The organism is Thiomonas sp. OC7, assembly GCF_900634595.1.
GTDB lineage: Bacteria > Pseudomonadota > Gammaproteobacteria > Burkholderiales > Burkholderiaceae_C > Thiomonas > Thiomonas arsenitoxydans.
This window is the reverse complement of the sequence record NZ_LR131953.1, coordinates 381427-405467: the sequence shown is the minus strand read 5'-3', so window position 1 is coordinate 405467 and position 24041 is coordinate 381427. Positions and strand designations below refer to the sequence as shown.

Sequence of the window (24041 nt, the reverse complement as noted above, 5' to 3'; positions counted from 1 at the left end):
TTGAGGAGTTAGTCAGGTTGCCCACAATGGGACGCTCTTCCATGATGGACAACCGGTCAAGGGCGAAGTCAGTCCCTTCAGAACCGCACGAATTCTGGCTGCGGTTGCGTGAGCACCGGCAGACTGTCCTCGGTAGCCGCCCGGGCCTTGCTTGCGGCAGGACGCGCGGTTGGTTTAGCCGCCGTGACCTGCGCTTCCTGGCTAAGCCGGAAGCCCGCCATGCTTTCCTGCAGCGCCTGCGCCTGCGCATTCATCTCTTCTGCGGTGGCCGCGAGTTGTTCCGAAGCCGAGGCGTTCTGCTGGGTGACGGCTGAGAGCTGGGCGACGGCCTGATTGATCTGCTGCATGCCGGTCGACTGTTCTTCCGAAGCCGCCGTGATCTCCTGCACGAGATCCGAAGTCTTCGAGATATTGGGTGCCATCTGCGCAATCAAGCTACCCGCCGCATCCGCCTGCTTCACCGTCGAAGTCGCCAGATCGCCAATCTCCTTGGCCGCCACCTGAGAGCGCTCGGCCAGCTTGCGCACCTCCGCGGCCACCACCGCAAAGCCCTTGCCATGCTCTCCAGCCCGGGCCGCTTCGATCGCCGCATTCAAAGCCAGCATATTGGTCTGATACGCAATGTCATCGATGATCGAGATGCGCTCCGCTATGGCTTGCATCGCCGAGACCGTGCCCTGCACCGCCGCACCCCCTTCACGCGCTTGGCCTGCCGCCTGCTGCGCCATCGAATCCGTCAGACGCGCGTTATCCGCGTTCTGGCGAATGGAAGCGGTCGCCTGCTCCAGCGTGGCCGAGGTTTCCTCCACCGACGCCGCCTGCTCCGAAGACGACTGCGACAGACTCTGTGAAGTGGCTGACACCTGCGTGGACGCTGAGAGCAGTTGCTCGGCAGACGAGCGCACCGAGCCGATGACCGAAGTCAGCCGCCCGACCATCTCGCCCAAAGCCGTGAGCAACTGCCCGGTTTCATCCTTCGAGGTGGAGGCCACCCGCACCGACAGATCGCCTTCGGCCACACGCTGGGCGACGGAAACGGCTTCGGCCAGAGGGCGAATCACCAGGCGGCGAAGAAGAAAGGCGGTGACGCCGAGTATCAGCAGAACCATGATCGACCCACCCATCAGAATGGGCAGAACCCGCTCCCAGGTGTGGCTGGCAACGACGGATTTCGCGTAACGGGTGGTGACGGTGAAGCCCCAACCGGGTATGGCTTTCGATGACGTGATCCAGTCGTCCGGGTTGATCTGGGCTGGCATATTGGACGTGGCGAAAATCACTTTGCCGGACTTGTCGGTCACGTCCAGATTGCCGCCATACAGCAGTTGCAGCTTGCCGACTTCGTTTTTGATGGCGTCGATCTGCGCCTTGTAGCCCACGTACCAGATGCCGATGATTTTGCCGCCCGCGTCGCGCATGGGCTCATAGCCGGTGATGTAGGGATTGCCCAGAATCTGCACTACGCCATAAAACGCTTTGCCATCGCGGATGTCGGCAATCACCTTGCCTTTGGGATCGAGCAGGGTGCCGATGGCGCGGGTGCCGTCCGGCTTTTTGACATTGGTGCTTACGCGCACAAAGTCGTCACCGCTGCGCACGAACAGGGTGGCGGTGCCGCCAAACAGCTTGGTTACGCCGTCCACCAGGCCGAACTGGTTGACCTCGCTGGTCTTGCCAAACTGCAGATCGGGCAGCATTTTTCCGCCCAGCTCCACTGGCGCGCCCAGCGAAGGCGCGCCGAGCCGCGCGCCACGCTCGGTCAGCAGGCGCATGGAGCCATGCACCTGCTCGTTGAGCAGATTCTTGGTGATGTCGAGCGTGCGCACGATTTCGCCCATCTGCTGCTGCGATTCACGTTGAATCTCCACGCCGACGTTGTGTTGCGCGCTGCGCACCATCAGGAACGAGCCGGTGGCGACCACGACGATCACCAGCAAGGCGATCGGCGCAAGGATGCGGAACTGAAGACGTTGATGCAAAGCGAGGGTCATGGCGTGCTCTGGTCGATGAAAAGAGGGGAGAAAAATCGGTTAAAAAAGAAATCAGGCGGCCATATGCGAGGCGCTGGCCAGACCCGCCATGTCTTCGACCGACAGCACACGGCCCACATCGAGCAGGATGATGAAACCGGCTTCGGTGCGGGCCATGCCGCGGATGAACTCTTGCCGCAGGCCGGTGCCGAAGCTCGGCGCCGGTTCGATCTGGCCGGCTTCCATATCGAGTACGGCGTTGACTGCATCGACCAGCACGCCGATGGCCAGCGGCCCGTCTTCGCCCTCGATTTCAACGATGACGATGCAGGTGCGGGCCTGCAAGGCGGTAGGCGCGCGGCCGAAGCGCTGCGCCAGATCGATTACCGGCACCACGTTGCCCCGCAGGTTGATCACGCCGTGCACAAAGGCCGGCATCATCGGCACTGTGGTCGGGCGGGTGTATTCCAGAATTTCCCGTACCCGCAGAATGTCCAGACCATAGATCTCGTTCTGCAAGGTGAAGGTCAGGTACTGGCCGCTGGTGGGCTGGGCGTTGCCCGCCAGTTGCAGGGCAGGGGTGGAAGACGGATGCGCGATGGCGGTCGTCATATGGGGCTCCTTGGAAAATAGGCTGATCAGAATTTGACGAAGTCGCCCGCACCGGCTGCAGCCAGGGTGGGGCGCGGCGTGGCAGCGGGTCGGCGCGCGGGGGCCGTTGCTGTGCGCGACTGGGCTACGGCTGGCGTCGCTTGGGCGTCGGTTTTGAACTGGCTGATGAGGTCTTGCAGACCGCTGGCCTGCGCATTCATCTCTTCGGCCGTGGCCGCAAGTTGTTCCGAAGCCGTGGCGTTCTGCTGGGTGACGGCGGAGAGCTGGGCGACGGCCTGATTGATCTGCTGCATGCCCGTGGCCTGCTCCGTGGACGCCGCAGCGATCTCCTGGACGAGACCGTAGTTCTTCGTCTTCAGAGTGACCAATTCAGAAATCAGGTGAGTGGCGTGATCGGCGTGCTTGACCGTTGTGGAGGCCAGATCGCCGATTTCCTTGGCTGCGGATTGACTTTTCTCGGCCAGCTTGCGCACCTCCGCGGCCACCACGGCAAAGCCCTTGCCATGTTCTCCGGCGCGGGCCGCTTCAATCGCCGCATTCAAAGCCAGCATATTGGTCTGGTACGCAATGTCATCGATCAGCGAAATGCGATCCGCGATGGTTTGCATGGCGGTGGAAGCCTGCCCAACGGCGGTTTTACTGCTGTCGGCATGTTGCAGTACCTGTTGGGCGAGCGCATCGGCCGCAGAGGCGTTGTCCGCGTTCTGGCGTATCGAGGCAGCGGCCTGCTCGACGGTCGCCGAGGTTTCTTCCACCGAAGCGGCCTGTTCCGAAGACGACTGCGACAGGCTTTGCGAAGTGGCCGACACCTGCGTGGATGCCGAGAGCAGTTGCTCGGCCGACGAACGCACCGAGCCGATGGTCTGGGTAAAACGGTCGATCATCTTTTGTGCGGAGGCCATGACCTGACCGATTTCGTCGTTGCTGCGGCGGTCCATGCGAACCGTCAAGTCACCCTGCTCAAGCCGTGCAAACACAGCGAAGGCGTTGCGCATCGAAGCGTTGGTGCGGCGGGTGATGAACAGCGCCAGCGCCACTAGCAGGGCAATGCCGATGACCGAGATGATGAGGCCCTGCGTGCTGTAAGCCCACGCGGCCGCGCTCACGTCATCGACATACACCCCGGTGCCGATCACCCAGTGCCAAGGCGCGAAATTGATCGCGTAGGCCACTTTCGGGAAGGCCTCTTGGGTGGCGCCGCCGCCCGCAACGGGCTTGGGAAAGCGGTATTCGAAAATGCCGCCATCGGGATTTTTTGCCGCGAGGTTCTGCGCGGTGTAGAGGTTCATCTTGCCGTCGGTATCAACCGGCTTGGCCTCCAGCCCGGGGCGGTAGCCGGTGGCGTTGTCGAACTTGGGCAGATCGAGCACCTTGCCGATGAGCGCGGGCACCGTGGGGTGCATCAGCATGGTTGGCACCGGGGTGGTGTCGGTGGTGATCCAGAAGTAGCCGTCTTTCTTCGCGCCGTAGCGCATGTCCTTGACGGCGGCCATCGCCTGGGTTTGGGCCTGCTGCGTGGTCAGCTTGCCGGCCTGCGCCTGCTGGTAGTAATACTGAATCACGCCCTCAGCGGTTTGCGTGGCGTTGCGCAGCATGAACTCGCGCTCGGTCAGAATGGACGACTGCAAGCGGCTCACATTGAGCAGGGTGATGCCGATCATTCCGAGAATGAACAGCGCGGAAAGCAGCAACAGGCTGCGGCGAATGTCGAGCTTGAAGCCCTGTCTGGATCGCATGAGAGTTCCTTGTGAACGGAAGGTGAGTGTGTGAAGGGGGATGTTGAGGTTCAAAACCGCACGAACTCCGGCTGTGATTGCGTGAGCACCGGCAGACTGTCTTCGTTAGCCGCCCGGGCCTTGCTTGCGGCAGGCCGTGTGGCCGGTTTAGCCGCCGTGACCCACGCTTCCTGGCTAAGCCGGAAACCCGCCATGCTTTCCTGCAGCGCCTGCGCCTGCGCATTCATCTCTTCGGCAGTGGCCGCGAGTTGTTCCGAAGCCGAGGCGTTCTGCTGAGTGACGGCCGAGAGCTGCGCCACGGCCTGATTGATCTGCTGCATGCCGGTCGACTGTTCTTCCGAAGCCGCCGTGATCTCCTGCACGAGATCCGAAGTCTTCGAGATATTGGGTGCCATCTGCGCAATCAAGCTACCCGCCGCATCCGCCTGCTTCACCGTCGAAGTCGCCAGATCGCCAATCTCCTTGGCCGCCACCTGAGAGCGCTCCGCCAGCTTGCGCACCTCCGCGGCCACCACCGCAAATCCCTTGCCATGTTCTCCAGCCCGGGCCGCTTCAATCGCCGCATTCAAAGCCAGCATATTGGTCTGATACGCAATGTCATCGATGATCGAGATGCGCTCCGCTATGGCTTGCATCGCCGAGACCGTGCCCTGCACCGCCGCACCCCCTTCACGCGCTTGGCCTGCCGCCTGCTGCGCCATCGAATCCGTCAGACGGGCGTTATCCGCATTCTGGCGAATCGAAGCGGTCGCCTGCTCCAGCGTGGCCGAGGTTTCCTCCACCGAAGCCGCCTGCTCCGAAGACGACTGCGACAGACTTTGCGAAGTGGCCGGCACCTGCGTGGGCGCTGAGAGCAGTTGCTCGGCCGAAGACCGCACCGAGCCGATGACCGAAGTCAGCCGCCCGACCATCTCCCCCAAAGCCGTGAGCAACTGCCCGGTTTCATCCTTCGAGGTGGAAGCCACCCGCACCGACAGATCGCCTTCGGCGACACGCTGCGTCACAGAAACGGCTTCGGCCAGGGGGCGGGTGATGGAGCGGGTGATGAGCCAGGCAGCGGCGATGGCCAGCAGCAGAGCAAGCACCGCCAGGCCGATGCTGGCATTGCGGGCAGCGACGAAATCGGCCTCGCTCTGGGCGTAAAGCGCATCGGTCTGACCCCGCAACATCGTCTCGATCGCCGCGGTTTCCTGGCGAACCTCGCGTGACACGATCAAGCCGGATTTGAGGTAATCGGCCGCAGCGGTGCCGAAGTTGCTTCGCTGCATTTCAGGAATCGCGGTCTGTTGCGCCGAACGTCCTTTGGCGATGATGGCGCGCAGGTTGTCGAGCCGGGTTTGCAGCTGCGGGGTGGGTTGAAGAGACTCCAAAGTCTTGAAAGCGGCGTCCGTATTCACACGTTGTTCAGCGATAAGGGCACGATCGGCATCACTGAACTGCTGCGACAGCAGGCTGCGCAGCATGATGCGTGTGGTGTTCTGGCTGCTGTTGGCAATGATGGTGACGGCTCGCTCCTTGGCGAGACGGTTTTGCACCACGAGCTGCAGATGGCTCTGAATGCGAGAGGCTTCGTACAGCCCGAACGCCGCGTTGGCGAGCAGAAGAACGATGAGCAGGCCGAAGGCGAGGCTGAGGCGTGTACCGATGCGAAGGTTGTTGAACATGGAAGGCTCAGTGTGCGGACGTTGAAGGGGTTCAGTTGCTCAGTACCGGGGCCTGGCGGCCCTGCGCGCTGCGGCTGGCGCGGCTGATCAGGGGGGCGGCGTCGAGAATGAGCGCCACTTCGCCGTTGCCCAGAATGGTCGAGCCGCTGATGCCTTGCAGGTGGGCGAACAGCGCGCCCAGCGGTTTGATGACGGTCTGATATTCGCCAAGCAGGGCATCGACGACGATGCCCGCGCGCTGCCCGCCGATTTGCGCGACCACCACATTGCTGCGGGTGTTCGGCGAGTCAGCGGCGGAGTCGGTCAGGCCGAGCTGTTCGCGCAGATGCAATAGGGGCAACACTTCGCCGCGCAGGTTGATATAGCCCTGCTGCGACTGGGTGGGCGCAAACTCCATGCACTCGATCACCGCGTCGAGCGGCAGCACGAAGGTGCGCCCGGCGGCTTGCACCAGAAAGCCGTCGATGATGGCGAGCGTCAAGGGCAGGCGCAGGTGCATCTGTGTGCCCACACCGGCGCTGCTCTGGATGTCGATGCTGCCGCGAATGGCTTCGATATTGCGTTTGACCACGTCCATGCCCACGCCACGGCCGGACAGGTCGGTGACGGCGTCGGCGGTGGAGAAGCCGGGCTCGAAAATCAGCGCCCACACCTCGGCGTCGGGCAGGGCGGCGGCGGCCTCAGTCGAAATCAGCCCGCGCTCGACGGCTTTGGCAAGAATGCGCTCGCGGTTCAGCCCGCCGCCGTCGTCTGAAACCGTGATGAGAATGCTGCCCGAGTCGTGACGGGCGGCGAGTTTGAGGGTGCCTTGGGCGGGTTTGCCGCGGGCGCTGCGCACTTCGGGCGACTCGATGCCGTGATCGATCGAGTTGCGCACCAGGTGCATCAGCGGATCGGCGATGCGCTCGACCAGGGTTTTATCCATCTCGGTGTCGGCGCCTTCGATGACCAGGGCGATGTCTTTGCCCAGCTCACGCGATACGTCGCGCACCACGCGCTGAAAGCGCGCGAAGGTTTCGCCGATCTCGACCATGCGCAGCTTGAGCGCCCGCTCGCGGATGTCTTCGACCAGCCGGGTGATCTGCGCGGCGGCTTCGATCTGGCTGGCGTTCTGCGCGTGCAGCGCATTGCCGGCGCTGGCAATCACCAGTTCGCCCACGAGGTTGATGAGGGCGTCGAGCTTGTCGGCGGCCACGCGCAGCATCTGGTTGTCGCGGCTGCGTTTATCTTTGATCTGCTTCTGTTTGTCGAGCGCGGCTTGCACGATGGGCTGGTGCGTGGCGCCTTCGCGCACCAGAATTTCGCCCAAGGGGGCGGCCGGTGCGCCGGTGGCCTGCGCGTCGTGTTGCGCGTTGAGCGCGTCGCTCAATTCTTTCTGTGTCAGCGTGCCGATCTGTACCAGAATGTCGCCCAGCCGCAGGTCGTCTTCGGGCAGGCTGCGAATGAGCTGCACATAGTCGGCAATGCGGCTGTGCGCGGGCAGGATGCGGATGGTGCTGTCTTCCTGCACGAACTCGAACACGGCGGCGATTTCTTCCTTGCTGGCCTCGCTCTTGAAGTTGATCTCGAAACCGAGATAGCTGGTCTCGGCGTCCATCGCGTCGAGCGGGGGTAGGGCGTCGGTCAGGGTGACGAGACCGACGATTTCGCCCAGCCCGCGCAGATAGCGGATGAAGGCCAACGGGTCCATGCCGTTGCGCAGACTGTCGGCGCCGAAGCGCAGCGATAGGTGCCACGATGGCGTCAGCGCCGATCCGTGCGCGACCACGGTGACGGGAGCGGCTTCTTCCGAGGCGGGGCCTCGTGCGATGGGGCTTTGCTTGGCCACGACCAGCGCACCGCCTGCGGGCTGCTGAGCGGCCTGCAGCCGGGTGACCAGCGCCTGTTCTTCCGGGGTGTCGGCGATGCAGGCACCTTGGCTGTCGATCTGGTCGATCAGTTGCGCGAGGTGATCGCGCCCTTGCAGCAACAGCGCGACGAGTTCGCTGCTGACGGCGAGTTTGCCTGCGCGCATCTGGTCGAGCACGCTCTCCAGATGGTGGGTGAAACGCACGATGCCGTCGAGGCCGAACAGCCCGGCCGAGCCTTTGATGGTGTGGGCCGCGCGAAAAAGGGCGTTGATGTGCTCGCCATCCAAGGCCTCATCATTGACGTCATCCGCGCCGCCTTGGGGTTCGAGCTCCATCAGCCCGCGTTCCATGCCTTCGAGCAGCTCTTGCGCTTCGACGATGAAGGAGCGCATGGCCTGCTGCATTTGTTGTTCGAAGCTCATGCGTGCTCCTTGGGGGCTGTGGTGTGGCCGAACTCGACCACCGGGTCGCCGAAGTAGGCGAGCAGGCCGCAGAGTTCGAGGGCGTCGATGACGGCGGGGCTGTGCCCGCTGAGCTTGAGGCTGTGCTCCAGATTGCTGGCCTGCTGCTTGGCGGCCAGCAGAATCTGCACGCCAGAGGCGTCGATCTCGTCGACCGCGGCCAATTGCAGTTCGACCAGGGGATGCTGGGCGATCAGTTCGGCCAGCTGGATGCGCACCTCGGCGGCGGCATAGATGTCGAGCGCGCCTTGCAGCGTCACGCTGCAAGCCGGGCCGGCTTGATGGGGGATGATGTCCACAGCGTCTCCTCTGGCGGGGTTCAGGGTGCGATGAGTTTGGAGACCGCAGCCAGCATCTGCGCCGGCTGGAAGGGCTTGACCACCCAGGCACGGGCGCCTGCGGCCTGGCCTTGCGCCTTCATGTCGTCCTGGCTTTCGGTGGTGAGCATGATGATGGGCGTGAACTTGTAGTCGGCCTTCTGCTTGATCTCTTTCACCAGGGTGATGCCGTCCATATTGGGCATGTTCACGTCGCTAATGATGAGGTGGATCTTGCGGCCATCGAGCTTGGTCAGCGCGTCCACGCCGTCAACGGCTTCAATGACTTCGTAGCCCGCGCTGGCAAGGGCGATGTTGACCACCTGACGCAGTGAGGCGGAGTCGTCGACGATGAGAATGGTTTTGGCCATGGCAATGTACTTTTGAAAGAGGGGATCGAAACAAGGGTTTGCTGGAGTCAGAAAAAGGTGATGTCGCCGCCGTCTTGCGCGTCCACCGTGGACTGTCCGTCGTGGTTGAGGCGCTGCTCCTGCGTGGTGTAGCCGCCCGCGATGCGCTGCATGAAGGCGGAGGCGTCGAGCGCGGCTTCAGGGTTGCTGGCGCGGCGCGACTGATAGCTCTGCAGTTCGACCACCAGGGCGTCGAGACTGTCGCGGCTGTGGGTGAGAATCTGGCTGACCCGGTCCTGGAACTGCAATGACACCAGCACGTCGCCGATCTCTTCGCGGATACCGCTGCTTTCGCGTTGCAGCAGGTCGGACGAATCGGACAGCCCCGTGGCCACATCGCGCAGGCGGGCGAGCACCTGATCGATGGACGATTCGGATTGGGTGAGGAACTGCTGCTCCTCGATTTGCGACTGCCCGGCCGAGCGGGTGAGCGTCTGGATGGCGCCGGTGATGATCTTCACCTGCTCGCCCATCTTGCGCCCGGTATCGCGCGATTGCGCCGAGAGCTTGCGCACTTCGTCGGCCACCACCGCGAAGCCGCGGCCGTTTTCGCCAGCCCGCGCGGCTTCGATGGCCGCATTGAGCGCGAGCAGATTGGTCTTGGCCGCCAGCGCCGCCACTTCAGTCGCCATCTTCTCCAGCGCCTCGGTGTAGCGCGACATGCCCAACACTTCGCTGACCATGGCGGCGCGCTTGTCCAGCGCGGTGCGCAACTGCTCGAGCACGGCGCCGAGTTCGCCTTCGCTGCGGCGGAATACCGCCACCACGCCTTCGCCGCCATCCATGCCCGCGGCGGCATGCTGCGACGCCTTCACAGCGTTTTCCAGGCGGTTGTGCAGGCTGGAGAAGCGCTGGCTCAAGGCCAGAATGGCGGTCTCCATCTGTGCGCGTCCGGCGTCGATCTGTTGGCCGAGCACGGGTAAGGCCTGTGCGCAGAGGGCGTCGATCTGCTGCGCGGCATCGCTGTGCTGCAGGGCGGGAGGGGAGGTCGTGGCGTCTTGGGTCATGGCGGAGTCAACGCGGGTTATGGGAGGTAGTGTTGCCGGGAGGTTGGGTTGCAGGGAAGTTCAATGGGGCTGCGCGGCCAGTAGGCGCACCAGGGTTTCGAGCCGATCGATGTCGGAACTCTTGTCGAAGAAATAATCGGCGCCTCCATCGAGGCTGCGGGCGCGGTGCTGCGAGTTGGCGTGCTGGGTGAACATCGCCACGCAGATATCGCCCCGGCTGGACTTGATGCGCTGCAAGACTTGCAGCCCGCTCTCACCCGGCATTTCGATATCGAGCACGATGAAGCGCACCGCGCCTGCGGTGTCTTGCTCCAACAGCTCCATCGCCTGCTGCCCGCAATCGGCCTGCAGCACGGCTTGCACCCCATCAATGCCGCAGAGCAGGCCGGCCAGGCGCTCGCGCACCATTGCAGAATCGTCGACCACCATCAGTTGCATGACTCAGCTTTCAGAGAATTCAGGATGTATGGGGACATTGTTGGCCTGCGGTCGCGCGGCGAACATCGGCCGCCAGCGGTTTGAAGACTGAGACAAGGGCGCGTTGATTTGTAGGAAATTTCTGACCCGCGTGGATCTGTTCATGCCAATTCATGGTCGAGGACGTAGCGCACCAGATCGGCGTCGCGCTCGAGGTGCATCTTTTGCATCAGGCGGGTTTTGTGAGTGCTGACGGTTTTGACGCTCAAGTGCAGTTCCCGCGCCACTTCGCCCACGGTGCGCCCGGCACCGATGCGCAGCAGCACCTGCAGTTCGCGGTCGCTCAGGGTTTGATGCGCGGGGGCGTCGGCGGCGGCGCCCTCTTGAAAGTGATGCGCCAACTGCTCGGCGACGGTGGCGGTGAGGTAGCGCTTGCCCTGGGTGGCCGCGCGGATGGCGTCGAGCAGCACATCGGGCGCGCTGTCTTTGGTGAGATAGCCGGCCGCGCCGCCGCGCAGGGCGCGCAGGGCGAACAAATGCTCGGCATGCATGCTGAGCATGAGCACGGGCAGGCGGGGGTGCGTGGCCTTGATGCGTTTGAGCAGATCGAGGCCGTCGCCGCCGGGCAGAGACACGTCTAGCAGCACCACCTGCCAGGCGGCATCGCGCAGGGCGTCGAGCGCTGCGGCGGTGTCGCCGCACCAGTGCGGCTGCAGCCCCTCGGCTTCGAGCATGCGAACGAGCCCGGCGCCCACAAGGGCGTGGTCGTCAACGATGAGCACGCGGGCGGCGTCCATTTGCGGCCTCGCTTCAGGCGGAGATCGGTTTGCCGGAAGTCGGCGCGTCGGCAGGTGTGCCGCGTTCGATGCAGGGCACGCGCACGCGCAGGGTGGTGCCGTGGTTGGGCACGCTGGCGCAATCGAGCGTGCCGCCGAGCAGATGGGCGCGCTCGCGCATGCCGCGCAAACCAAAGGATTTTTCGCTGGTCTGCGTGGCCGGGGTGAAACCCAGCCCGTCATCGACGATGTCGAGCGCGATCAGCCCGGGTGTGCGGGCCAGGGCGAGGCGAACGGATTTGACCTGCGCGTGACGGGCGATATTGGTGAAGGCTTCCTGCGCGATGCGGAAGATCTGGATGGCGGTGAGGTCGTCCAGCTCACCGGCGCCCTCGATCTGGTGCGAAACGGGAATGCCGTAGCGCTGGCTGAACTCCTCGGCCAGCCAGAGCAGCCCGTCGCTCAGCCCGAGATCGAGCACGGCGGGCCGGAGCTGGGCTGCCACGCGACGGCCGGCGGCGGTGGCGGCATCCACCAGCTGGGTCATGCTGTTGAGCTGCGCGTCGTCGGGCCCGAGGCGCCGGCGCAGCAGGCTGATGTCCATTTTCAGCGCGGTGAGCAACTGGCCGAGTTCGTCGTGCATGTCGCGGGCGAGGCGGGCACGTTCCTGCTCGCGTGCGCGCTCCATGTGCGCGGCCATGTCGCGCAAATCGGACTCGCGGCGGCGGGCATGGCTGATGTTGATCATGATGCCGTTCCACTGCACTTGGGTGGCATCGAGCCGCTTCACTGCGGCGCGGATGTTGATCCACTTGATCTCGCCCTCGGTGAGGATGCGGCCCTCCCAGTTCCACGGTTCGCCGTGCAGCGCGCTGGCTTGCAGCGAGGCGTGGAAATCGGCCTGATCGGCGGCATGAATTCGCCCGACAAAGGCCGTGCTCGAACGCAGCAGCGCCTGCGCGTTCAGGCCGCAGACCATTTGCGCCGATTCACTGGCCTGGGTGAACTGCAACTGCCCGGCGCGCTGGCTGAGCTGGAACACCAGACCGAAGCCAGAGAGCGGATGCGCGGCCCAGGGCGTATCGTCCGAAGACAGATCTTGAACGGGTGGAGGAGGGCTTTGGAACGGGGGCACGGAGGGCAGCCAGGAGTGGAATTTACATTCCACTTAACGGCGCGCCCTCAGAAAACTTGAATTCTCAGCGGATCGAGACAGTCGTAAATCTGCCGCTGGGGCATGGAGCGCAGCCAGGTGAGCTGGCGTTTGGCGAGCTGGCGGGTGGCGGCGATGGCCTGCTCGCGGAACTGCTCGGCGCTGATGTCGCCGTCCAGATAATGCCAGGCCTGGCGGTAGCCCACGGCGCGGATCGAGGGCAGCGCGGGGCTGAGGTCGCCGCGCTGGCGCAGTGCGCGCACTTCGTCAAGAAACCCGGCGGCCAGCATCTGCTCGAAGCGTTGGGCGATGCGCGCGTGCAGCACGCTGCGATCAGAAGGTTCCAGCGAGAGGATGCGCAGGGGCAGGTGGCCGTCATCCGCGCGCCCGGCAGCCAGATGCGCCGATAGAGGCCGACCGCTGAGTTGCCACACTTCCAGCGCGCGCTGGATGCGCTGGGCGTCGCCCGGAGCAAGGCGGGCGGCGGTGAGCGGATCGACTGCGGCTAGCCGGGCGTGCAGCGCGGGCCAGCCGAGCCGGGCGGCCTCGGCGTCGAGTTCGGCGCGCACGGCAGGGTCGGCCTGCGGCAGTTCGGACAGGCCGGATTGCAGCGCCTTGAGGTAGAGCAGGGTGCCGCCGACGATCAGGGGCTGGGCACCGCGCTGGCGGATTTCCTGGATAAGCCGGCGCGCGTCCGCAGCGAATTGCGCCGCGCTGTAGCTTTGCGACGGGTCGAGGATGTCGAGCAAGTGGTGCACGGCCTGGACGCGCTCCTCAAGACCGGGCTTGGCGGTGCCGATATCCATGCCGCGATAGACCAGCGCCGAGTCCATGCTGATGAGTTCTACGGTTTCGCCGCGCTGCCGGGCTTGCTGGACGAGTTGCAGGGCCGCGGCGGTCTTGCCGCTGGCGGTCGGGCCCACGAGGCAGAGAACAGGCTGTGGGGTTTGTTGAGTCACGGCTTCAGCGCCCGCGCAGGAACAGGGCGTCGAGGTCGGCCAGGCCGATCTGCCGCCAGGTGGGGCGGCCGTGGTTGCACTGGTCGGCGCGTTCGGTGCGCTCCATATCGCGCAGCAGGCCGTTCATTTCTGCGAGCGTGAGCTGTCGGTTGGCGCGCACCGCGCCGTGGCAGGCCAAGCTGGAGAGCAGGGCGTTGCGCCGCTCCTGAAGGCGGCTGCTGGTGCCTTGCGAAATGAGATCGGCCAGCAAACCGCGAGCCAGACGAATGGGATCGGCATGCGCCAGCAGCGTGGGCGTGGCGCGCACCACCAGGCTGCTGGGGCCGGCCCGGTCGAGCTCGACGCCGAGTGACCGTAGGGCATCGGCATGATCTTCCGCCGCGCCCATTTCGGCATCGCTCGCGGCGAATGCGGCCGGGATCAGCAAGGGTTGCACCGCCACCGGCGCATCGGCCTGTTCCGCAGCTTTTAGCCGTTCGTACACGATGCGCTCGTGCGCGGCGTGCATGTCCACGATCACCAGTCCGTGGCGGTTCTGCGCCAGGATGTAAATGCCCAGAAGCTGCGCTAGGGCGAAGCCGAGGGGAAAGTCGTCAGGCTGCGCGGCGGCCAGGTCGGTGGCTTGCGCATAGGGGCGCGGCGCGGCGCTGTCCTGTGCCTGCAAGGGCGGTGCGTCCGCCGTTGCCAAGGGGGCATAAGCGCGCGAGAGCGCATCCCAGGGAATCGGGCTAGGGCTCGGCCTCGCCACGCCGAAGGCAAACGCGGCAGTCGTGGGCAGAGCGGAAGGCGGCTGTTCCCACGCGGCGGGCGGTGCGGAGGGATGCGAAGCAGACGCCTCACCGCCCGCCCGGGCCAGCACCTGCTCGACGGCATGGCGCACGGCCTGATGCACGGCGGAGCTGTCGCGGAACCGGACTTCCGACTTGGCCGGGTGCACATTCACATCGACCAGCTCAGACGGCAGATCGAGCAGCAGGGCGTACTGCGGCTGCAAGGCGCCGTGCAGCACGTCGGCGTATGCGGCGCGCACGCCGTGGGCCACGGTGCGGTCGCGCACCCAGCGGTTGTTGACAATGATGTGCTGCACATCGGCACGGGCGCGCGCCGCCGTGGGCTTGCAGATCAGCCCGCGTACGGCGAGCGGGCCGATCTGGGTGGAGACGGGCAGGGCGTGCGCGCTGAAGGCCTCTCCCAGCACGGCGGCGAGACGGTCGAGCCCGTGCGGCGAAGGGTCGCGCTCGAATTGCAGCTTGAGTTGCCCGTCATGCCAAAGCCGCAGGGCGATCTGGGGATGGGCGATGGCGGTGCGCTTGAACACGTCGGCGCACCAAGCATATTCCGTCTGCGGCGACTTGAGAAATTTGCGGCGCGCCGGCAGGTTGAAAAACAACTGCCGCAAGGTCACTCGCGTGCCCTGTTGCGCCGCTGTGGGTTGCACCGCGGAGACCTGACCTGCGCTGGCGTGAATGCGCGCCCCATCGGCCCCGGCGCGGCGGCTGATGATCTCGATTTCGGCCACGGCAGCCATGGCCGCGAGCGCCTCGCCGCGGAAGCCGAGATGTGCGGCGTGGTGCAATTCGTCGAGATCGGCGATCTTGCTGGTAGCGTGGCGCAGCAGTGCCAGGGGCAACTCTTCGGCCGGAATGCCGCAACCATCATCTTCGACCTGCACGCTGCCCAGCCCGCCCTGTTCGAGGCGCACGGTGAGGGCGCTGGCGCCCGAATCGATGGCGTTGTCGAGCAGTTCGCGCAGGGCCGAAGCCGGGCGTTCGATAACTTCGCCGGCGGCAATCTGGCTGATGAGCACGTCCGGCAGCGGACGAATCGGGCGTTGGGGTTGCAGCAAGGCAGGGATACGGAAAGGGTGGCGAGGCCGCAGCGTGGCGGCGGCCGTCCCCTCGTTGAGGGGCTTGGAGACGGGGTCAACGAGAGAAGAAACGACAAGTTTGCTCAGTATACTTTTCAGGCTGTGCGTAGGCCCATAGCGCTCGGTGGCGCTCAGCCCCGGCTCAGTTTTCTGGCGCAGCATCTGCGTCTTCGGCCTTTCAAAGGCTCTCTTCCGGCTTTCAGCCCAAACCGCATGGATCCCCACGCTCTCATCGACCTCATTCTGCACTTCGACGTGCATCTGGCGCAGTTCATCGCGGCGTACGGCCCCTGGGTGTACGGGCTGCTCTTCGGCATCGTGTTCGTCGAAACCGGGCTGGTGATCATGCCGTTTCTGCCAGGCGACTCGATGTTGTTCGTGGTGGGCGCGTTTGCGGCCACCGGCGCGCTCAGCCTGCCGGGGGTGATCGCCGTGCTCTGGCTTGGCGCCGTGCTGGGCGATAGCCTGAATTACCAGATCGGCAAGGCCATCGGCCATAAGGTTTTTTCGTGGCCGGACTCACGCTGGTTCAACCGCCGCGCCTTTGAAAAGGCGCACGCCTTTTACGAAAAATATGGCGGCATCACCATCGTGGCCGCGCGGTTCATGCCCTTCATTCGGACCTTCGCCCCGTTTGTGGCGGGCGTGGCCGAGATGTCGTATGGCAAGTTTCTGGCCTACAACATGCTTGGCGCCACACTCTGGACGGGGCTGCTGGTCATGGCGGGTTATCTGTTCGGCAACATTCCGTGGATCAAACACAATTTGGGTGTCATGACCATTGCCATCATCGTGCTGTCGCTGCTACCTGCGGTGTGGGGTTGGTGGAAATCACGTCGGCAGGTATCGGCGGTCTGAAGCGGCGGTCTGACGCAAACGCCTACCTGCTGGTTGCGCGCGCTGTGAACTTCATTGCAGCGAGCCGCGCAGCAGGCCGACAGCGAGTCCTTCAATGGCGAAGGGCTGGCTGGCATCGACGCGGATGGGGGCGAACTCGGGGTTGGCCGGTAGAAGCTCGATGTGATCGGCCTGCAAGCGCAGGCGCTTGACCGTGACCTCATCGCCGATGCGTGCCACCACGATCTGTCCGCTCTGCGCGGTCTGGCTGCTTTTGACGGCCAGCATGTCGCCGTCGAGAATGCCGGCATCGCGCATGCTCATGCCGCGAACCTTGAGCAGATAGTCAGGACGCACCGAGAAGGCGCCGGGATCGACGTTGAGCGTCTGCTCGATATGCTCTTGCGCGAGGATGGGATGGCCCGCAGCGACGCGACCGACCAGCGGCAGGCAGAGCTGCTCGGCGCCAGGCAGCGCGAGCTGCAGCCCATGAGAGAGATCCGCGCGCAACCCACTCGCACGCCCCCCCAAGGCGCCGGAGGTTTTCCCCGACGTTGTCATCGACGGCGAGGCGCGCTGCGATTCGGTGATGCGAATGCCGCGCGACGCTCCGGGCGTCAGCTCGATCACGCCCTTGCGCGCGAGCGCCTGCAAATGATCTTCTGCCGCATTGGCCGAGCGGAATCCCAGCTTTGCGGCGATTTCGGCCCGGGTGGGCGGGTAGCCCAGTTCGCGCACGGAGGCGGTGATGAGGTCGAGAATTTCCTGCTGACGAGGGGTGAGTTTCGAGATGAGACGGCGCATGCGTGGGCTCCGGCAGTTGCACAATAAGTCAGTTTGATGGGCGAGACCGATGGGCAAGGCTGTTGGACGAGTTCGCCATGCGATCTATGTCATCTTTTGGCCATGAAGCCACCCTGATCAGGCTTCCAGCTTGATGATTTTCACAGCACTGTAAATCAAAACAGTCTTTCTGCAAAGAGATTCACACATGACCGATTCTTTTTCTCTCGCGGCCTTGCCGCAGATTGTGGTGTTGGGAACAGGGGGCACGATCGCGGGCGCCGCGACGGGCGACCCCAGTCTGCCGGGTTATACCGCCGGGGTTTTGGGGGTCGACGCGCTGCTACAAAGCGTGCCGGCGCTCGGCCGCCTGGCGCAAATCCACACCGAGCAGGTGGCCAATCTCGACAGCAAGGACATGACCTTCGCGGTCTGGACGCAGTTGGCCGAACGCGTGGCCTACTGGCTGGCGCAGCCGCAAATTCAGGCCTGCGTCATCACCCACGGCACCGACACGCTGGAAGAAACCGCCTACTTTCTGCGTTTGGTGCTGGATACCGACAAGCCGGTGATCCTGACTGCTGCCATGCGTCCGGCCACCGCACTGAACGCTGACGGCCCGCAGAACCTGCTCGACGCCGTGCGGGTGGCCGTGCATCCGGCAGCGCGGGTGCTGGGCGTGGTCTGTGTGCTGCACGGCGTGGTCCACGCTGCTCGCGACGTGACCAAGGCAAATACGCACGCGGTGGAAGCGTTTTCATCCGGCGAGCGCGGCCCGCTGGGTGAGGTGGATGGTGAGACCTTGCGGCTTTGGCGACAACCCGTGCCGGAGGCAGGGGCGCCGTTTCCCCCACCTGCTGCGGGGGGCTGGCCGCGGGTGGAGTTGCTTACCAATGCAGCGGGCAGCGATAGTGCGCTGGTGTGCTGTCTGATTTCGAGCACGGCGCTTCAGCCCCGATTGGGCGGACTGGTCGTGGCCGGCACCGGGGGCGGCACGGTGCACCGCGAACTCGAAGCCGCGCTGCGCTGGGCCGAACAGCAGGGCGTGCGGGTGAGGGTGGCGTCGCGCGTCGGCCCGGTACGCGGCGGCGCCGATGACGGCCTCAATGCGGTGAAGCTGCGGGTGCGGCTGCTGCTGGAACTGGCCGCTCAGAACCAAGCAGAGCGTTGAACCCAAAATGTTCTCTCGGCGGGGCCAATTGATCCCCACCGGGGGCAGAAAGCTTGGGCCGGTGGGGCGAAAGAGCGGGGGGCGATTCCTCACCCTATTCGATTCAGCCGCTTTGCAGAGAACTCAGGGTTGATCGACCAAGGTAAGGTTGCGCCGCACCGGGTTTGGATACCTATAGCGGGCGCCTTCGTGCGTGAGCGCATGAGAGACAAAATTGTGCAAAACGCTCTGTAGTCAGGTGTGCGGTTGTCACCGACATTACTGCGCAAGAGTGCTGGCCTGGGTTTCGCCGACCAGCGATTCATAGCTGGCATAGAACGACAAAATGTAGGCTAGGAAAATGGCGATGGTCACGGGCATGCTGAGCATGGCGGCCAGGGTTTCACTGGCGCCGAGCAGGCTGGCGACGAGCATGATGAGCGTGGGCAGGCTGATAAAGAGCAGCAACCATTGCACCGCATAGAGCGCAAACGCCTTGATGTTGCGCACGCACAGCACGAAGCTGAAAAACAGCGCCTTGACCGGCGGCATGGCGTGCCAGGCCACCAGCGGCGGAGCGAGCCAGAAAGCCAGCGAGACGGGGATATACGCCAGAGTGGCGGCTATGGCGCCCAGGCGCAGGCTGCCGTCGGCGATGGCGCTGGTCGGCGGTTTGTCACCGAGCAGAAGCAGACGCAGCATGGCGCCGCCGTCGAACAGGCTGCCGACTCCGAGCACCAGAATGACGGCGAGGGTGTAGAGCACGCCCAGCATCACCATGCTGCGCAGCGCCTGCGGGCCGCTGCGAAAACCGGTGAGCAGCACCGTGGGCCAAAGCGGCTGCTTTTGTGCGATCTGGCGGCTGGCTTGCATGAAGCCCAGGGTGCCGAACTGCACCACGAACAGCGGAAACACCAGGCCGACGATGGGCAGCGCCGAGACGAATCCGGTGACGACGATATAGGCCACGATCATCAACAGCGCCGCCCAGGGCTGCAGCGCCAGACGGCGAAAGCCGCTTTGCACCCAGAGCAGGCCCTCGCGGGCAGAGACGGTACGCAGTTGCATGGCGAAAGACGATGAAAGGTAAAGAGCCGAAGAAGAGAGCCCAAGAAGGGAGCCGACATGGTATCGGCAGGCCCGGGCTCAGGCTGACGCGATGCGCTGACGCAGCACGCGCTCGAAGTGGATGGGGTCGTGCGGGGTGAGCAAGTGGGCGTCGCGCGGCAGGTGATAGTCGGCCAGACGCGAGGTCCAAAAACGCAGCGCGGCCGCGCGCAGGGCGTCGGGCAGCAAGCGGTGTTCGGCATCGCTCATGGAGCGTACGGCGAGGTAGGCGTTCAGCAAGGCGTCAAAGCGGACCGCGTCAAACTCGCCTGTCTGCAGGTGAATGCACCAGTCGTTGAGCGCCACGGCCAGATCGAACAACCAGGTATCGACCCCGGCGAAGTAAAAGTCGAACACGCCGGAGAGCGTATCCCCCTCGAACAGCACGTTGTCGCGAAACAGATCGGCGTGAACCGCGCTGCGCGGCAGCGCGGCATAGGCGGGCGATGCGGCGACCTCAGTCTGGTGCGCAAGCTCAGTGCTGATGAGGGTGCGTTGATCGGCGGTGAGATAGGGCAGGATGTCGGGGATGGTGCGGGCCTGCCAGGCGAGCCCGCGCAGATTGGGTTGCGTGCCCGCATAGTCGCGTGCGGCCAGATGCATGCGTGCCAGCCAGTGCCCCACTTGCGCGCAGTGCGCCGGCTCGGGCTGCAGCTGGCTGCGGCCTTGCAGGCGCGTGACCAGCGCGGCGGGTTTGCCTTTGAGGGTGTGCAAGGTCTGACCCTGCCGGTCGGGCATGGGGTCGGGCACGGGAATGCCATGCGCGGCCAGATGGTGCATCAGCCCGAGGTAGAACGGCAACTGCTCGGCCTGCAGGCGCTCGAACAGGGTGAGCACAAATCGGCCCCGCGTGGTGCTCAGGAAGTAGTTGGTGTTTTCGATCCCGCTGGCGATGCCTTGCAGGTCGGTGCGTGTGCCCAGATCGAAGCGGGCTAGCCAGGAGTCGACCTCTGCTGCGTCGAGCGGTGTGAAAACGGCCATGAACGGGATGGGGAAAGAAAAGGCAGGCTGGAAAAGCAGGTTGAGCGAGCAGGTTGAACGGTCAGCCCGTCGGTTTATTTGAAGGTGAACACCTTCCACTGCGCCTGCCCTTCCATATGGGCCGGGTCGGTGCTGGACGAGATTGAGGGCGGCACCACGTTGTAGGCCGCGCCGCCGTGCAAAGGCTGCACCTGAATCGAAGTGGTGGCGCCGCGCACCTGCTGCTCCTGAATGCGCACCGCACGATCCTGAGTGACGTTTTCGCGCACCCGAGGTTCAGGGAATTTGGGCTTGGGCTGGGTATCTGTCAGCGGCGCCGCAGGCTTGGACTGCGCAAGGGCGCTTGGTCCCGGATACACGCCGACGAGCAGCGTGAACAGGCCAAGGGCGGAGACGGTAAGGGCGTGGCGAAACATGTTCATGCGCCGATTTTACGGCGGCATTGATAATGCGCGGATGAATTCCGACGTGCATTCCGACTCCGCTCCCACCCTGCTGCTGGTGGATGGTTCCAGCTATCTCTACCGCGCCTTCCACGCCATGCCCGACCTGCGCGGGCCCGAAGGCCAGCCCACCGGGGCGCTCTACGGCATGGTGGCCATGCTGCGGCGCCTGCGCGAGCAATATCCGGTGGCCAAGGGCTATCGCTACGCGGCCTGCGTGTTCGACGCCAAGGGGCCGACATTCCGCAACGCCATGTACGACCAATACAAGGCGCAGCGTCCGCCGATGCCGCCCGACTTGGCAGCGCAGATCGAGCCGATTCACCAAGCCGTGCGGCTGATGGGCTGGCCGCTGCTGGAGGTGCCGGGAGTGGAGGCCGACGACGTAATCGGCACCCTGGCCGTGCGGGCGCACGCACAGGGCATCCGCACCCTGGTCTCCACGGGTGACAAGGATATGGCTCAGCTGGTCAACGACCACATCACGCTGGTCAACACCATGAGCAACGAGGTGCTCGACCCCGCCGGAGTGCAGCAAAAGTTCGGCGTTCCCCCAGATCGCATCGTCGATTACCTCACCCTGGTAGGCGACGCGGTGGACAACGTGCCCGGCGTGGACAAGGTCGGCCCCAAGACGGCGGTCAAGTGGCTGACGGAGTACGGCTCGCTCGATGCGCTGATCGAGCAGGCCGAAACCGTGAGCGGCGCTGCGGGTAAAAACCTGCGTGCCGCGCTCGACTGGCTGCCCACGGCGCGCAAGCTGGTGACCATCCACACCGACTGCGATCTGGACGGCTACGCTCAAGCCTTCGACCCCGATCTGCGCCCAGCGCCGGAAGATGCGCAGGCGCTGCTGCCCTTCTTCACCCGCAACGGCATGCGCCGCTTCAGCGCCGAGATGAAGGCGCTGACGGTGAGCGAGCAGGCCGCCCGCCAGGTGTCGCTGCTGGATGACGCGCCGGCCGCCGAAAAGACCGCCCCCGGCACCTACGAGACCGTTCTCGACTGGGACCGGTTCGACGCCTGGCTGACCCGCATCGACGCGGCCGAGCTCACCGCCATCGACACCGAAACCGACTCGCTCGACCCGATGCGCGCACGGCTGGTCGGCATTTCGCTCAGCGTGGCGCCCGGCGAGGCCGCCTATCTGCCGCTGGCCCACGCCTACCCCGGCGCGCCCGAGCAGTTGCCCATGGCCGAGGTGCTCGAACGTCTGCGGCCCTGGCTGGAAAACGCCGACAAACCCAAGCTCGGGCAGAACGCCAAGTACGACCGCCATGTGTTCGCCAACGCGGGCGTGACGATTCGCGGCTATGTGCACGACACCTTGCTTGAGAGCTATGTGATCGAGGCGCACAAGCCGCACAGCCTCGACAGTCTGGTGAGCCGCCACCTGGGCCGGGACGACACCCTGAGCTACGAACAGGTCTGCGGCAAGGGTGCCAAGGCCATCACCTTCGATCAGGTGGCGCTCGATGTGGCGACGCGCTATTCCGGCGAAGACGCCGATCTCACCCTGCAGGTACACAAGCGGCTGTGGCCGCAAGTCCAAGCCGATGCCGGGCTGACGCGCATTTACGCGCTGGAAATGCAGGTCAGCGAAGTGCTGCAGCGCATCGAGCGTACCGGCGTGCTGGTGGACGGCGATCTGCTGCGGGCGCAAAGCGGCGAGCTGGGCGCCAAAATGCAAACCCTGGAAGCGCAGGCATTCGAGCTGGCCGGCGGCGCTTTCAATCTGGGCAGCCCCAAACAGATCGGCGAAATCCTGTTCGACCGCTTGCAACTGCCGGTGCAGAAAAAGACCGCCTCCGGCGCTCCGTCCACCGACGAGGAAGTGCTGGAAAAGCTGGCCGAAGATTACCCGCTGCCGCGCGTCATTCTCGACCACCGCAGTTTGTCCAAACTCAAGAGCACCTATACCGAGAAGCTGCCGCAAATGATCAACCCGGACACCGGCCGGGTGCATACCAACTACGCTCAGGCCGTGGCCGTGACCGGGCGGCTGGCCTCCAACGATCCCAATCTGCAGAACATTCCGGTACGCACGGCCGAGGGGCGGCGCATTCGCGAGGCGTTTATCGCGCCCAAGGGCTGGCTGATCGCGTCGAGCGACTACTCGCAGATCGAGCTGCGCATCATGGCGCACCTCTCGCAAGACGCCGGTCTGCTCGCTGCGTTCGCCGCAGGCGAGGATATTCACCGCGCCACCGCGGCCGAGATTTTCGGCGTCACGCCGCTGGAAGTCAGCAGCGATCAGCGCCGCATGGCCAAGGTCATCAACTTCGGGCTGATCTACGGCATGAGCGCCTTCGGCCTGGCACGCAACCTCGGCCTGGAGCGCAGCGCGGCGCAGCTCTACATCGACCGTTACTTCGCCCGTTATCCGGGTGTCGCGGCGTATATGGAGCGCACCCGCAAGCTGGCGGCGGAGCAGGGCTATGTCGAAACCGTGTTCGGGCGACGACTGTGGCTGCCCGACATTCACGCCAGCGGGCCGCGCCGGGCCGCAGCCGAGCGCGCAGCCATCAACGCGCCGATGCAGGGCACCGCGGCCGACCTCATCAAAATGGCGATGATCGCCGTCGATGCCGCACTCGTGCGCGAAAAACTGCGCAGCCGGGTGGTGATGCAGGTGCATGACGAGCTGGTGCTCGAAGTGCCCGAGGAAGAAACGCACTGGGTGCGCGAACACATTCCCCACCTGATGGCGGGCGTCGCTCAACTCGACGTCCCGCTGCTGGCCGAAATGGGCCTGGGCGCCAACTGGGAGCTGGCGCACTGAGCGTGGCCACTGAAGCGCGGCAACTGAGCGCGGCAGGTCTGGGGCGGTCAGACGATGCGAGCCTGCAGCGGCGTCAGGCCGTCTATCGTGCCGTGCAGTACCTGGCCGCGGGTGACAGCGCCGACGCCATCGGGCGTGCCGGTGAAAATCAGGTCGCCGGGTTTCAAGGTGAACAGGGTGGAGAGCCGGGCGATGGTTTCGTCCACCGACCAGATCATCTGCTCCAGCCGCCCTTGCTGACGCAGGGCGCCATCGACCGTTAGCGCAATGGCGCCGGTGTTCAGCTCGGCGCCGGGTTGGCGCGGCGTGATCGGGCCGATGGGGGCGGACTGGTCGAAGGCCTTGCCGATTTCCCACGGCCGACCCTGCGCCTTCATCTGCCCTTGCAGATCGCGGCGCGTCAGGTCGAGGCCGACGGCGTAGCCGTAGATGTGCGCGGCGGCCTGCCTCACGGGGATGTCGCGGCCCGCGGCGCCGATGGCGACGACCAACTCGATTTCGTGATGCAGATCTTGCGTGACGGACGGGTAGGCGATGTCGCCGGTCTGCCCTGCGGCAACCGCAATCACCGCATCGGCATCGCCGGGCTTGCTGAAGAAAAACGGCGGCTCACGGTTCGGGTCTGAGCCCATTTCGCGCGCATGGGCCGCGTAGTTGCGCCCGACGCAATACACGCGGCGAACGGGAAAGGCGAGATCGCTGCCCACGATGGGCAGAAGGGCGGGGGAGTGGGGTGGAAAGGCGGTGAGCATGACGGGT

21 protein-coding genes are annotated in these 24041 nt (G+C 64.9%); 3 read left to right on the top strand and 18 right to left on the bottom strand.

Translation table 11 applies throughout. The annotated features are described in order from the left end of the window. Nucleotides 1-77: 77 nt before the first annotated feature. The 13 genes from BIO17B3_RS01930 to mutL all read right to left on the bottom strand — a co-directional run bounded on the left by BIO17B3_RS01930 (nucleotide 78) and on the right by mutL (nucleotide 15178). Complete coding sequence (locus BIO17B3_RS01930) at nucleotides 78-1991, bottom strand: Cache 3/Cache 2 fusion domain-containing protein (protein ID WP_156052795.1); 1914 nt, start codon at nucleotides 1989-1991, stop codon at nucleotides 78-80. Nucleotides 1992-2042: 51 nt separating this feature from the next. Further along, the gene (locus BIO17B3_RS01925; RefSeq protein WP_156052794.1) at nucleotides 2043-2582 is read right to left on the bottom strand and encodes a chemotaxis protein CheW; all 540 of its coding nucleotides are present in this window, start codon (nucleotides 2580-2582) and stop codon (nucleotides 2043-2045) included. Between the two features lie 26 nt (nucleotides 2583-2608). Continuing rightward, nucleotides 2609-4318, bottom strand: a complete 1710-nt coding sequence (locus tag BIO17B3_RS01920) for a methyl-accepting chemotaxis protein (RefSeq protein ID WP_156052793.1) — start codon at nucleotides 4316-4318, stop codon at nucleotides 2609-2611. A gap of 50 nt (nucleotides 4319-4368) precedes the next feature. After that, nucleotides 4369-5982, bottom strand: a complete 1614-nt coding sequence (locus tag BIO17B3_RS01915) for a methyl-accepting chemotaxis protein (RefSeq protein WP_156052792.1) — start codon at nucleotides 5980-5982, stop codon at nucleotides 4369-4371. Nucleotides 5983-6013: 31 nt separating this feature from the next. Continuing rightward, nucleotides 6014-8254, bottom strand: coding sequence for a chemotaxis protein CheA (locus BIO17B3_RS01910; RefSeq protein WP_156052791.1), 2241 nt, complete (start codon nucleotides 8252-8254; stop codon nucleotides 6014-6016). Next, on the bottom strand, nucleotides 8251-8592 hold the full coding sequence (locus tag BIO17B3_RS01905) for an STAS domain-containing protein (RefSeq protein WP_156052790.1): 342 nt from the start codon (nucleotides 8590-8592) through the stop codon (nucleotides 8251-8253). Before BIO17B3_RS01905 ends, BIO17B3_RS01910 begins: the two co-directional genes overlap by 4 nt. A gap of 20 nt (nucleotides 8593-8612) precedes the next feature. Then, entirely contained in the window at nucleotides 8613-8981 is a 369-nt protein-coding gene (locus BIO17B3_RS01900) for a response regulator (protein WP_013105568.1), read from the bottom strand. Nucleotides 8982-9028: 47 nt separating this feature from the next. Then, the gene (locus BIO17B3_RS01895) at nucleotides 9029-9703 is read right to left on the bottom strand and encodes a methyl-accepting chemotaxis protein (protein WP_370512642.1); all 675 of its coding nucleotides are present in this window, start codon (nucleotides 9701-9703) and stop codon (nucleotides 9029-9031) included. Nucleotides 9704-10087: 384 nt separating this feature from the next. Continuing rightward, nucleotides 10088-10465 (bottom strand): response regulator transcription factor, encoded by a 378-nt coding sequence (locus tag BIO17B3_RS01890; RefSeq protein ID WP_156052788.1) that lies wholly within the window; start codon nucleotides 10463-10465, stop codon nucleotides 10088-10090. A 140-nt stretch (nucleotides 10466-10605) separates the two neighbouring features. Continuing rightward, on the bottom strand, nucleotides 10606-11241 hold the full coding sequence (locus BIO17B3_RS01885; protein WP_013122909.1) for a response regulator transcription factor: 636 nt from the start codon (nucleotides 11239-11241) through the stop codon (nucleotides 10606-10608). A gap of 13 nt (nucleotides 11242-11254) precedes the next feature. Beyond that, the gene (locus BIO17B3_RS01880; protein WP_232054155.1) at nucleotides 11255-12355 is read right to left on the bottom strand and encodes a histidine kinase; all 1101 of its coding nucleotides are present in this window, start codon (nucleotides 12353-12355) and stop codon (nucleotides 11255-11257) included. A gap of 47 nt (nucleotides 12356-12402) precedes the next feature. Beyond that, the gene (miaA, locus tag BIO17B3_RS01875) at nucleotides 12403-13332 is read right to left on the bottom strand and encodes a tRNA (adenosine(37)-N6)-dimethylallyltransferase MiaA (RefSeq protein WP_156052786.1); all 930 of its coding nucleotides are present in this window, start codon (nucleotides 13330-13332) and stop codon (nucleotides 12403-12405) included. A gap of 4 nt (nucleotides 13333-13336) precedes the next feature. Beyond that, the gene (mutL, locus tag BIO17B3_RS01870) at nucleotides 13337-15178 is read right to left on the bottom strand and encodes a DNA mismatch repair endonuclease MutL (RefSeq protein WP_156055206.1); all 1842 of its coding nucleotides are present in this window, start codon (nucleotides 15176-15178) and stop codon (nucleotides 13337-13339) included. A gap of 234 nt (nucleotides 15179-15412) precedes the next feature. Between mutL and BIO17B3_RS01865 the strand changes: the two genes are divergently transcribed. After that, a complete protein-coding gene (locus BIO17B3_RS01865) occupies nucleotides 15413-16057 on the top strand; it encodes a DedA family protein (protein WP_013105575.1) in 645 nt (214 codons plus the stop codon). A gap of 51 nt (nucleotides 16058-16108) precedes the next feature. On the opposite strand, the gene lexA is transcribed toward BIO17B3_RS01865, so the two are convergent. Beyond that, nucleotides 16109-16828 carry a transcriptional repressor LexA gene (lexA, locus tag BIO17B3_RS01860; RefSeq protein WP_172979100.1) on the bottom strand — a complete coding sequence of 240 codons (720 nt, stop codon included), beginning with the start codon at nucleotides 16826-16828 and terminating at the stop codon, nucleotides 16109-16111. A 199-nt stretch (nucleotides 16829-17027) separates the two neighbouring features. On the opposite strand from lexA, the gene BIO17B3_RS01855 reads away from it, so the two are divergent. After that, complete coding sequence (locus BIO17B3_RS01855; RefSeq protein ID WP_156052784.1) at nucleotides 17028-17990, top strand: asparaginase; 963 nt, start codon at nucleotides 17028-17030, stop codon at nucleotides 17988-17990. 258 nt (nucleotides 17991-18248) lie between these two features. Here the strand turns inward: BIO17B3_RS01855 and BIO17B3_RS01850 are convergent, their stop codons facing one another. The 3 genes from BIO17B3_RS01850 to BIO17B3_RS01840 form a co-directional block, all read right to left on the bottom strand. Further along, nucleotides 18249-19037 (bottom strand): BPSS1780 family membrane protein, encoded by a 789-nt coding sequence (locus tag BIO17B3_RS01850; RefSeq protein ID WP_156052783.1) that lies wholly within the window; start codon nucleotides 19035-19037, stop codon nucleotides 18249-18251. A gap of 78 nt (nucleotides 19038-19115) precedes the next feature. Further along, a complete protein-coding gene (locus BIO17B3_RS01845) occupies nucleotides 19116-20057 on the bottom strand; it encodes a homoserine kinase (RefSeq protein ID WP_156052782.1) in 942 nt (313 codons plus the stop codon). Nucleotides 20058-20131: 74 nt separating this feature from the next. Continuing rightward, entirely contained in the window at nucleotides 20132-20479 is a 348-nt protein-coding gene (locus tag BIO17B3_RS01840; protein WP_156052781.1) for a hypothetical protein, read from the bottom strand. Between the two features lie 34 nt (nucleotides 20480-20513). Between BIO17B3_RS01840 and polA the strand changes: the two genes are divergently transcribed. Continuing rightward, nucleotides 20514-23282, top strand: a complete 2769-nt coding sequence (gene polA / locus BIO17B3_RS01835; protein WP_156052780.1) for a DNA polymerase I — start codon at nucleotides 20514-20516, stop codon at nucleotides 23280-23282. A gap of 47 nt (nucleotides 23283-23329) precedes the next feature. On the opposite strand, the gene BIO17B3_RS01830 is transcribed toward polA, so the two are convergent. Further along, complete coding sequence (locus BIO17B3_RS01830; RefSeq protein ID WP_156055205.1) at nucleotides 23330-24034, bottom strand: fumarylacetoacetate hydrolase family protein; 705 nt, start codon at nucleotides 24032-24034, stop codon at nucleotides 23330-23332. Nucleotides 24035-24041: the final 7 nt, after the last annotated feature.

Coding starts and splice junctions, on each gene's coding strand:
- BIO17B3_RS01930 (WP_156052795.1), bottom strand. CDS start 1,991: ATGACCCTCGCTTTGCATCAACGTCTTCAGTTCCGCATCCTTGCGCCG.
- BIO17B3_RS01925 (WP_156052794.1), bottom strand. CDS start 2,582: ATGACGACCGCCATCGCGCATCCGTCTTCCACCCCTGCCCTGCAACTG.
- BIO17B3_RS01920 (WP_156052793.1), bottom strand. CDS start 4,318: ATGCGATCCAGACAGGGCTTCAAGCTCGACATTCGCCGCAGCCTGTTG.
- BIO17B3_RS01915 (WP_156052792.1), bottom strand. CDS start 5,982: ATGTTCAACAACCTTCGCATCGGTACACGCCTCAGCCTCGCCTTCGGC.
- BIO17B3_RS01910 (WP_156052791.1), bottom strand. CDS start 8,254: ATGAGCTTCGAACAACAAATGCAGCAGGCCATGCGCTCCTTCATCGTC.
- BIO17B3_RS01900 (WP_013105568.1), bottom strand. CDS start 8,981: ATGGCCAAAACCATTCTCATCGTCGACGACTCCGCCTCACTGCGTCAG.
- BIO17B3_RS01895 (WP_370512642.1), bottom strand. CDS start 9,703: ATGGTCAGCGAAGTGTTGGGCATGTCGCGCTACACCGAGGCGCTGGAG.
- BIO17B3_RS01890 (WP_156052788.1), bottom strand. CDS start 10,465: ATGCAACTGATGGTGGTCGACGATTCTGCAATGGTGCGCGAGCGCCTG.
- BIO17B3_RS01885 (WP_013122909.1), bottom strand. CDS start 11,241: ATGGACGCCGCCCGCGTGCTCATCGTTGACGACCACGCCCTTGTGGGC.
- BIO17B3_RS01865 (WP_013105575.1), top strand. CDS start 15,413: ATGGATCCCCACGCTCTCATCGACCTCATTCTGCACTTCGACGTGCAT.
- BIO17B3_RS01855 (WP_156052784.1), top strand. CDS start 17,028: ATGACCGATTCTTTTTCTCTCGCGGCCTTGCCGCAGATTGTGGTGTTG.
- BIO17B3_RS01850 (WP_156052783.1), bottom strand. CDS start 19,037: ATGCAACTGCGTACCGTCTCTGCCCGCGAGGGCCTGCTCTGGGTGCAA.
- BIO17B3_RS01845 (WP_156052782.1), bottom strand. CDS start 20,057: ATGGCCGTTTTCACACCGCTCGACGCAGCAGAGGTCGACTCCTGGCTA.
- BIO17B3_RS01840 (WP_156052781.1), bottom strand. CDS start 20,479: ATGAACATGTTTCGCCACGCCCTTACCGTCTCCGCCCTTGGCCTGTTC.
- polA (WP_156052780.1), top strand. CDS start 20,514: ATGAATTCCGACGTGCATTCCGACTCCGCTCCCACCCTGCTGCTGGTG.
- BIO17B3_RS01830 (WP_156055205.1), bottom strand. CDS start 24,034: ATGCTCACCGCCTTTCCACCCCACTCCCCCGCCCTTCTGCCCATCGTG.